This window comes from Bradyrhizobium sp. YR681 (genome assembly GCF_000282615.1).
Classification (GTDB): Bacteria; Pseudomonadota; Alphaproteobacteria; order Rhizobiales; family Xanthobacteraceae; genus Bradyrhizobium.
Window position 1 is genome coordinate 1 of the sequence record NZ_AKIY01000219.1, and the last position, 8,635, is coordinate 8,635.

General features: G+C 64.4%; 10 protein-coding genes and 1 pseudogene. 3 read left to right on the forward strand and 8 right to left on the reverse strand.

Annotated features, from left to right (window positions below):
• The coding region (locus PMI42_RS23155) for a class I SAM-dependent methyltransferase (protein WP_008138525.1) at positions 1 to 460 on the forward strand (460 nt) is incomplete at its 5' end.
• Between the two features lie 15 nt (positions 461 to 475).
• On the opposite strand, the gene PMI42_RS23160 is transcribed toward PMI42_RS23155, so the two are convergent.
• The 3 genes from PMI42_RS23160 to PMI42_RS23170 form a co-directional block, all read right to left on the reverse strand.
• Complete coding sequence (locus PMI42_RS23160) at positions 476 to 961, reverse strand: YkgB family protein (RefSeq protein WP_008138528.1); 486 nt, start codon at positions 959 to 961, stop codon at positions 476 to 478.
• A gap of 223 nt (positions 962 to 1,184) precedes the next feature.
• A complete protein-coding gene (locus PMI42_RS23165; protein WP_157195817.1) occupies positions 1,185 to 1,856 on the reverse strand; it encodes a hypothetical protein in 672 nt (223 codons plus the stop codon).
• Positions 1,853 to 2,098, reverse strand: a complete 246-nt coding sequence (locus tag PMI42_RS23170; protein WP_008138534.1) for a hypothetical protein — start codon at positions 2,096 to 2,098, stop codon at positions 1,853 to 1,855. Before PMI42_RS23170 ends, PMI42_RS23165 begins: the two co-directional genes overlap by 4 nt.
• A 192-nt stretch (positions 2,099 to 2,290) precedes the next feature.
• Here PMI42_RS23170 and PMI42_RS23175 point away from each other — a divergent pair, with 192 nt between their 5' ends.
• Positions 2,291 to 3,469, forward strand: coding sequence for a tetratricopeptide repeat protein (locus PMI42_RS23175; RefSeq protein ID WP_008138535.1), 1,179 nt, complete (start codon positions 2,291 to 2,293; stop codon positions 3,467 to 3,469).
• Between the two features lie 46 nt (positions 3,470 to 3,515).
• Here PMI42_RS23175 and PMI42_RS23180 read toward each other — a convergent pair whose 3' ends face one another.
• Entirely contained in the window at positions 3,516 to 3,884 is a 369-nt protein-coding gene (locus PMI42_RS23180; protein WP_035966418.1) for a cupin domain-containing protein, read from the reverse strand.
• 136 nt (positions 3,885 to 4,020) lie between these two features.
• Positions 4,021 to 4,614: a TetR/AcrR family transcriptional regulator gene (locus tag PMI42_RS23185; RefSeq protein ID WP_008138537.1), complete on the reverse strand. Its 594-nt coding sequence runs from the start codon at positions 4,612 to 4,614 to the stop codon at positions 4,021 to 4,023.
• Between the two features lie 99 nt (positions 4,615 to 4,713).
• Between PMI42_RS23185 and PMI42_RS23190 the strand changes: the two genes are divergently transcribed.
• On the forward strand, positions 4,714 to 5,451 hold the full coding sequence (locus tag PMI42_RS23190) for a glucose 1-dehydrogenase (protein ID WP_008138538.1): 738 nt from the start codon (positions 4,714 to 4,716) through the stop codon (positions 5,449 to 5,451).
• 248 nt (positions 5,452 to 5,699) lie between these two features.
• Here PMI42_RS23190 and PMI42_RS23195 read toward each other — a convergent pair whose 3' ends face one another.
• From PMI42_RS23195 to PMI42_RS23205, 3 genes and pseudogenes are all read right to left on the reverse strand, one after another.
• On the reverse strand, positions 5,700 to 5,945 hold the full coding sequence (locus PMI42_RS23195; protein WP_008138539.1) for a hypothetical protein: 246 nt from the start codon (positions 5,943 to 5,945) through the stop codon (positions 5,700 to 5,702).
• Positions 5,946 to 5,970: 25 nt separating this feature from the next.
• Entirely contained in the window at positions 5,971 to 7,095 is a 1,125-nt protein-coding gene (locus tag PMI42_RS23200; protein ID WP_008138540.1) for a DUF2336 domain-containing protein, read from the reverse strand.
• Positions 7,096 to 7,447: 352 nt separating this feature from the next.
• Positions 7,448 to 8,635, reverse strand: a pseudogene (locus PMI42_RS23205) (AsmA-like C-terminal region-containing protein); the annotation flags it as partial.

The window sequence follows — 8,635 nt, forward strand, 5'->3', positions numbered from 1 at the left end:
CGGCTGCGGCCCCGGGGAGCCGATCGCGCGCAATCTGCGCGAAACCGGGTGTGTCGTCACGGGGATCGATGCGGCTCCGGAAATGATCGAGATCGCAAAGGGCTGTTTTCCCGACGCGACCTGGCTCGTTTCGGACATGCGCGCTTTGAACCTGAACGCGACGTTCGATGGCTTGCTGGCCTGGGACAGCTTCTTCCATCTGAGCCCTGACGACCAACGCCTGATGTTTCCGATCTTCCGGCGGCACGCCGCTGCCGGCGCAGCGCTGATGTTCACCAGCGGCCCGTCTTTTGGAGAAGCGATCGGGACTTTCGAGGGCGAGCGGCTCTATCATGCGAGTCTCGACGCGACCGAATATCGCCAATTGCTCGACAGCAACGGTTTTGACGTCCTCGACCATGTGATCGAGGATCCCGAATGCGGACGTCACACCGTCTGGCTCGGGCGCTTGCGGCGATGAGGGACGGCCCGGCGCTCAGCCTGCGCGCAGCCGAATGACCGATCGCGGCAACGACGCCAGAAACAGCACGACACAGACACACAGCAGGACGATGTCCTTGAACAGGAACTCGCCGGCCAGATTCCACGCCATCGGATCGGTCGACAGACTCCATGTGACGACGCCCGGCGTCGTGAAGAAGAACGACCATGTCACCGCGAATGTCACCACGCCCATGAGCGAACCGAGGGCGGACAAGACCGGACTGAACGCGCCCGCCGCGAGCAGCGCCGCAATCACGAACTCGGAAACGCCGAGAACATAGGCCTCGCCCCTCAGGCCGAAGATCGACAGCCAGGAGATGAACGGACTGTTGGTGATGAACTGGGCGATGCCTTGCGCGGATTGCAGCGTGAACTTCTGCATGCCGAACGATACGAAGATGACCACCATGACCCAGCGAAGAATGGCGAGCGGACGATAGGACCCTCCGCCGGTCTCGGCGATGTTGAACCCTTGCACGTGACGATGTCTCCCCGGATTGCGCATGCTTCTGTGGGCGAACAAGATGTTCGCTGAGGGCATTACGAAGAGGAGCTTCCGTCGTTACATGAGCCCGGCGGTTTCACAGATCACAGCTGCGTGCGTCGCGCTTGTCCGCTCACGGCCCCGCGCTGCAGGAGCTCATGGCAAGTCAAGCTCCCGGTCCCTGCCGCGTCGCACAAATCTCGTCGGAGATACCGGCTCACCGGCCTGCTAGCGGAACATCGTGGAAGAGCGCCTCGTACAACCTGTCTCTGAGGTCGTTCTTCCGGTTCGTGTATTCGATTATCGCCGCGTTCTTGTTAGCATCAGTTGCTTGCGTTGCCTCGACCTGCGTGGTGCAGAACGATATGAAAGCCTGCACTCCTTCAAACGTCGCCTTCCTCGCCTGACGATTCAGGAACGGCTCCAGTGCATAAAATCGAGCCTGCACTTCGTCAGTCCTTTCAAAAGCTTTCCGATCGTGCTTCAGCGCCAGGATGCCCGCACTGGCGACCGCCGCAACGAACGCGTAATATCCTTCCTGCTTGGGCTTGAACTCGGTTTCGTAGATTTTCATCTCCGTTTGTGCGGAAATTGATCTTGCCTGGATGATGGTCGTCGCGAGAGCAGTGACCAAGGCTATTACGACTGACACGCTGCTGAGCACGAGAGACCACCGGGCTTTGGATTCCTGGCGATGCTCTGTATCGGCCTTGCGAAGCCGTTCCACGTGTTGCAGTCCCCATTCAATGATTTCCAGATCACTTTTCTTCGCCTTGTCTTCTACCCGAAACTGACTCCTGAACACGTCACCGGACGTCAAGGCATCGATGGCTTTTGACAAATCGGGTTGATCGCGAATCCAGTTTGGAATTCGGCTCCCGGCCTTCATGTCGACTTCCAAGAGTCCAACCGGTACTTTGGCACGCCGGTTCGGAACAGCTCGCGTCGACCGAAGACCGCTCGCCTGACGTTTTCCTCCGTTGAACCGACACGATCGACTATCCCCCTGTAGGTCATGACGGGATTTTCATCGAGCGAAGACAGTATCCAGATCGCCGCCATGAGATCGAATTCGTCCACACGGTCAGCGTTACCATGCTCTTCCCGGCTTCCCGCTTTCATCGGGTTCATCACGACCTCCGTCGGCAAATAACGAGCGACCTGTTCTACGATAGTTGTTGATAGGCTTGCGACTGCCAGCTGACAAATGCCTCGGCTTGCCGACGTGCTGCCGTTGCACATTTCTCGCGCTGCGTGCTATGTCGCAACCGTACATCCAGTGCAGCCTGCGGCTACGCCGGCCCACGATTGGGGGAAGCTAACGTGAAGGTCAATCGCATCCGCGCGCTGGCGGTCGCAACCACTTGCGGCTGGGTCGCCTGGGGATCGGCGGCCAGCGCGGACTGGGCAAGTTGCCAAAGCGCGCCGACGCGATCCTGCCTGCTCGACGAGGCGCTGGACGGCGAACATGGGCAACTCTCCGGCAAGGAGCGCCTCGATGTGATTGCGCTGACCGGCTATCGGAATCATCCGGAATACCTCGCGCCGGAGGACATCGAGGAGGCGAAACGGCAGGTCATGAGCCGGCCGGCTCTCCCGCCGACATTGCGGTGGCAGTATTTCTCGCTAGCTGCGACGGGGTTGATCGCTGCAAACCGGACCCAGGAAGCCTTCGATCTCATGTCGGAGCTGGATCCCCCCTGGGTCGGCAACGCTCTGAATGAGATGATCCGGGCCCTCGTCAAAGCCGACAGGCTGGACGAGATCCCCGTTTTCGGCAGGCCGATGTTGGCCGATCCGCGAAACGTCTTCAGCACGGCCGCGAAGATGCTGGCTGAGCAAGGCAAGATCGAGCAGGCCCTCGTCTTCGTCGCCCTTAACCCGGCTGGCCCGCCGGACTTGGACCTGTTGACGTCGCTGGGCGTCGCCTATGCCAAGCGAGGCGACAGCAAGATGGCGGCTCGTTTTTACGACAGAGCCCAATCGTCCGTGGAGAGCCAGAAGGTCTACGCGGTTCAGGACGACACCGTCATGGAGCTTGGTCTCAAGCTGATTGCCGTGCGGGCCGCGCGCGGCGATATCGACGGAGCGCGGGCCGCATTGAAGGAATTGCCCACGGGGTCGGGCAAGCCGTCCGACCGAATCGAGATCACCCGCAATCTCGGCTATCAGAGGCTCGTCGGGCTTCTGCTGTGGCTCGAGAATCCCGAGGCCGCACTCGAGATCGCCAAATCCGGGCTGGAACCGTACAGGACGTTGAACGTTTTGGTTGTCGCGCTTTGGGACGGCGAGCATGGTCGGTCCGACGAAACCCGCGCGATCCGTCCCCTGCTCGGAGACAATGTCGATCCGAAGATTCGCGGAACGTTTCAACGCGCGCTGGCCATCGCAGCGGCGAAATCCGGCGACGTCATTTCGGCCGTCGCGCTGGCATCGGAGACGGACGATCCCGCCAAGCGTCGGGCGACAATGCTCGAACTCGCACACGGCTTGCCACCGTAGTCCGGCAGGATGGGGTGAGCGCGTCGCACCCCATCCGACGGCGATCTCACGGCTCCATCGTGTAGGAACGGCCGGGTTCGAGCACGTAGATGGTCAGGAAACGGAGCGGACGGTCCGGATCACAATTGCGAAACAGGGTGTGTGGAAGATCCGCCCGATCCTGCAACGTCTCGCCCGCCCGATATTGTCGCGGCTCGTCGCTGCCGTAAGCGGACTCGGCAACACCTTCGACGATGTAGATCGCGCCCGCGACGGGATGCCGATGAAGCGGCGCCACGCCGCCGGGCGGATAGGAGACCTCGACGACCATGAGCTCCTGATTGCCGGGCATTGGAAGACGCTCGAGAACCTTGCGCGTGACATCGGCAAATCCGGCTTGTCGAGCGCTTAGCTGGCCGTCGGTACGTTCATTCATTGAGCACCTATTCCTTGTCGCGCATCGACTTGTCGCCATTGCGCCGGATCGCGGCGAATAACGATAGGACCTGAGCGCAAGGCAACAAAGTGACCGATGTCGGGTTCAACCACTTTCGCAACTCGCAGGCCGCGAGCTACCCCTCGCCCGGCCACGCCGCCATCGCCGCCTCGACAGCGCCGCGCAGCTCCGCCGGCGTCGCGCCGTCTTTGGCCTGGATCGCCATGCCCTGGAAGACACTCAGGTAGAACCGGCTCAGCGCCTCGGTGTCGGTTGAAGCGGGCAGTTCGCCACTGCCGACGGCCGCTTCGATCCGCCCGCGCAGATTGTCCAGCATGTCGAGCCGGACCTTCCTGACCGCGCGGGTAATGGTGGCCGGCCATTCGTCGCTGACGGCACCCAGCACGGCCATGCAGCCGGCCGGCGCCGAGCGGGATTTCGGCAGGGTCTCGGCCGCCCCGATCAGGAGCTTCTCGATCCCGGCGCGCGCGGTCGCGCCTTCCGCAAGCCGGTCCCAGACCGGCTCGCCCTGGGTCTCGACGTAATGCTCGATCGCGGCAAGATAGAGCGCCTCCTTGCTCTCGAAGGCGGCATAGAGGCTCGGCGAGCGGACGCCCATGGCGTCGCAGAGGTCGTGCATCGAGGCCGCCTCGTACCCCTTGCGCCAGAACAGGTACATGGCGGCATCGAGCGCCGCGTCGCGATCAAATTCCCGTGGCCGACCTGCCATCGCCCGCCTTTCTGTAACGATCAACACATAATTCACTTGACCGCGGCGATCAAGACTCCACATATTCTGTGTCGATCGTTACAGAATAGGAGAAGGCAGATGACGCTGGCAGGAAAACGGGCCCTGGTGACGGGCGCAAGCAGGGGTATCGGTGCAGCCATCGCGGCGGCGCTGGCCGCCGAAGGCGCCGATGTCGCGATCACCTACGAGAAGTCCGCGGAGAGCGCCGCCAAGGTCGTGGACGCCATCAAGGCAGGCGGACGGAAAGCCGTGGCGATCCAGGCCGACAGCGCCGATGTCGCCGCCGTTCAGGCCTCGGTCGAGAAGGCCGTCAAGGAACTGGGCGGGCTCGATATCCTGGTCAACAATGCCGGCATTCTGCGATTGGGAGGCCTCAACGACATCTCGCTCGCCGATATCGATGCACTGCTGAACGTCAATGTCCGTTCGCCGATCGTCGCGAGCAAGGCTGCGCTGCCGCACCTCGGCAAGGGCGGCCGCATCATCACCATCGGCAGCTATTTCGCCGACCGCGTGCCCTCGCCGGTGCTCGGCATCTATGCGGCGTCGAAGTCGGCGCTGTCGGCCTTCACCAAGGCGTTGGCGCGCGAGCTGGGTCCGCGGGACGTCACGGTCAACCTGGTGGCCCCGGGCTCGATCGACACCGACATGAACCCGGCGCACGGCCCGACCGCGGAGACGTTGAAGCAGTTCATGGCGCTCGGCCGGTATGGCGCGACGGACGACATCGCGAGCGCGGTCGCGTTCCTGGCAAGCGCGAAGGCCAAGTACATCACCGGCACGACGTTGACGGTCGACGGCGGCGCGAACGCTTAAAGTATTTTCGAGCTACGTCGCTCTCAACGCAGAAGCAATGACGGCGCCCCGACTCCGTCATTGCGAGCGTAGCGAAGCAATCCAGGCTCTTGCCGCGGAGACAGTCTGGATTGCTTCGTCGCAAGAGCTCCTCGCAATGACTGCCCGGAAATGGTCGCGCAGCCCGGTTGGAGCGCAGCGTAATCCGGGTCTTCTTGCGCAGGCGCAGCGGCCCCGGATTGCGCTGCGCTCCATCCGGGCTACGAAACCTATCTGAAATAGCCCAGCACGAGATCGGTGTCCGCGCTGCTGGCGATCGTGCCGTTGAGCTCGGCATCGATGACGCGGCGACAGGCTGCGATCGCGGCGTGGTCGCCGAGATCGTTGGCGGCTTCGAGCACGAGCCAGGCGGCGTCGACGGAAGCCCTCTCTGGCGACGAACCGCCGGCATCGACCTGGAGGCTCTTGTTGAGGCTCTTGGTCTTGCGAACTGCGGAGCCGAATTGAGGCAACATTGCAAATACTCCCTCGATTTCCCGCTCAGTGAATCTGGAGCTCGGGCTGGCGGCCCGTAGCGGACTCGGCACCCGTGCCGGTCTTGCGTGACTGGTAGAACTTCAGGATGCTGCGCGAGGTCTCGATCTTGAGCCGGCCGAATTCGCGCTCATTGTCCTGGAGGTCGCGCGCCGTGATCAGATGATCCTTGGCGCCGAGGAACAGCAGCGACATGGTCGTGTCCCAGCCGAAGTCGAGCGCCTTGCACAGCACCAGGATCATCTCGCGGTTGCGGTCCATCAGCGCGCGCTCGATCACGTCGACCGGCAGCGACGACAGCAGCGACAGGCCGATCTGCACCTCGTCGAAGCGATGCTGGCGCGCATAATTCGAGATCGAGTCCTGGTTGAGGTTGCCCTGGCGGTACTGCGTCGTCACCACGCGCTTGGCGACGAAATAGCTGCGCGAGGACGGGCCGAACTTGGATTGCAGATCGCCGGTCACCTCGGTCACCGAGCTCTGGATCTGCGCCATCATCTCGGGCCGCTCGCTCTCGAGCCGGCGGCGGACGTCTTCCGAGGCTTTCGAGATCAGCTGCTGGAAGATGTGCCGCGGCACGTCCTTGCGCAGGCCAAGCTGCTCGGCAAGGATCGAATCGCCCTCGGCGCGGCGCACCATGTGCAGCAGGCCCGAGCCGGAGAAGCGCGCGCCCTCGTTCCTTGCGACCGAGGTCACGACCTCCTGGTCGCCGCGCTTGACCAGCACGTCGGTGACGGCCTCGCCGATCGACGGGCGCTGGGCAATCGCGAGCAGATGCGCCTGGCCCTTGGTCAGCGCGCTCTGTACCAGCATCTTCTCGTCGATGCGCGTGGAGTCGCGCAGCACGGGACCGGCGACCGCGATCTCGTCGTCGAGAGCAAGCTTTTCGATGACGTTGAGCGGAGCGTGATCGCAGGCCGACATCAATTCGGAGAGCTGCGTCCGCGCGGCAACCTCGATCTCGTCGGCGAGCCGGCCGATCACCTCGCCGAACATGCTGATCTCGTCGTCGCTGTAGCGGCCCGTGATCAGAATGTCGGTCGCATGCCACAACGCCTTCGCCCGGCTCTCGTCGGTGCCGCGCGCGATGGCGTCGTCCAGGTCCTGTAGAAGCGTTTTCGCCCCGTTCATCTCGATCACCCCAGTTCTTGGTCGTTCTTTGCCGAGCCGTCCCGCCGATATCGGCGCGACACCGCATTCCTCTGAGAGCCGAGACTAGGGAACAAACGCGAGAATCCAGTAAAACCGGCAGATCAGTTTTGCCGAGCAGAATTCGTTAAAATGCGAGGGAATGTGTTCAGCGGGGCGTCAAGAGGAGGATGTGCCCCCTCTCACGCTTGCGGGAGAGGGTTGGGGAGAGGGTGTCTCCACGGAGGGGCTCCCCGAGAGGAGAGACCCTCACCCGGCGCTGCGCGCCGACCTCTCCCGCAAGCGGGAGAGGTAGACGAGGGCGCGGCTCGACCTCTTCAAGCCAAAAGTCAGCTCACGGATTCTGTGGCGTCAGCACCAGCGGCGGTTTTGGCCTGGGCTTTGCGGGCGGCGGGCCCGGAGCGGGCCGCACGTCGATCGGCGGCGGCAGCGGCGCGACCTGCTGGCTCGCGAGCGGCGGCGGGCTTGTGAGCGGTGGGCTTGTGAGTGGCGAGTTCGTCAGTGGCGGGCTTGGCGCTGCGGGCGCGGCCTGCGGGGCTTTCGGCGTCGGCGCGGCCTTTGGCTTCGGCGGCGGCGCGCGGCGCGGATCGCGGCCCGGCATCGGCACGTCGGTCAATGATGGCTCGGGCGCAGGGTCGGGCGAGACCAGGGTCGGGAGCGCGGCGGTCGCGGGCGGCGGCTCGCCGCGCTCGATCGCATCGAGCCTTCGCGTCTCGCGATCGATCGTGCGCACGGCGAGCCACGAGGACAGCGGCGCGAGATCGACGGTGCGGTTGAGCCTGTCGGGGGGACCCGCCGCGAACAGCTGGATCTCGGGCGGGGCGCCGGAGAGCCCGGTCATGATCGGCGTCAGGCTGGCGCGGATGTCGGCCTGATCGGCGGGGATGTCGTAGCCGCCGGACACGATGGCACGGGCGTTCTTGGCTTCCAGCGGTGTCGCTCCGACCCGCAGGCGGCCATCGCGGATCGTAAACGGGATCTGCGCCGAGGCGACCGCAATGGGACCTGCCGCCAGCGCGGGCTCGACGAGCTGTCGCAGCCTGTTGTCATCGGCAACCTGGCCGCCGTCGCTGGCCCGGATGGCGATCTCGAAGGCGCGGGGATTGAGGCCCGCGATCTCGGCGGAATCCAGCGTCACCGTGCCGTTGCCGGCAAGCGCGCCGGTGAGGGCCGCGACGCTGCGGCCCTGGCTGCTCAAGGCCATCTGCATCGAGGCGCGCCCCTTGGGCAGCGCGAGGTCGCGGTAGCGCAGCGTGGCGGCATCGACATTGCTGAGCTCGATCCGCGCGTTCAGCGCGATGCCACCCGCGCCATTGCGCGCGTCGAAACTCGCCGACATCTCGCCGCCGCCGACATTCCCCTTCAGCGCATCGAGCGCGAGCGACTGGCCGTCGCTCCGGATCGTCCCGCCGAAGGGCCGCAGCTCGAGCCCGCCGGGCAATGTGCCGCGCAACGCCTGGAAGGCGATGCGGCCGCGCCAGCCGCTGACGAGCCCCGCGCTCAGCGGCTCCCCGGCATCGTG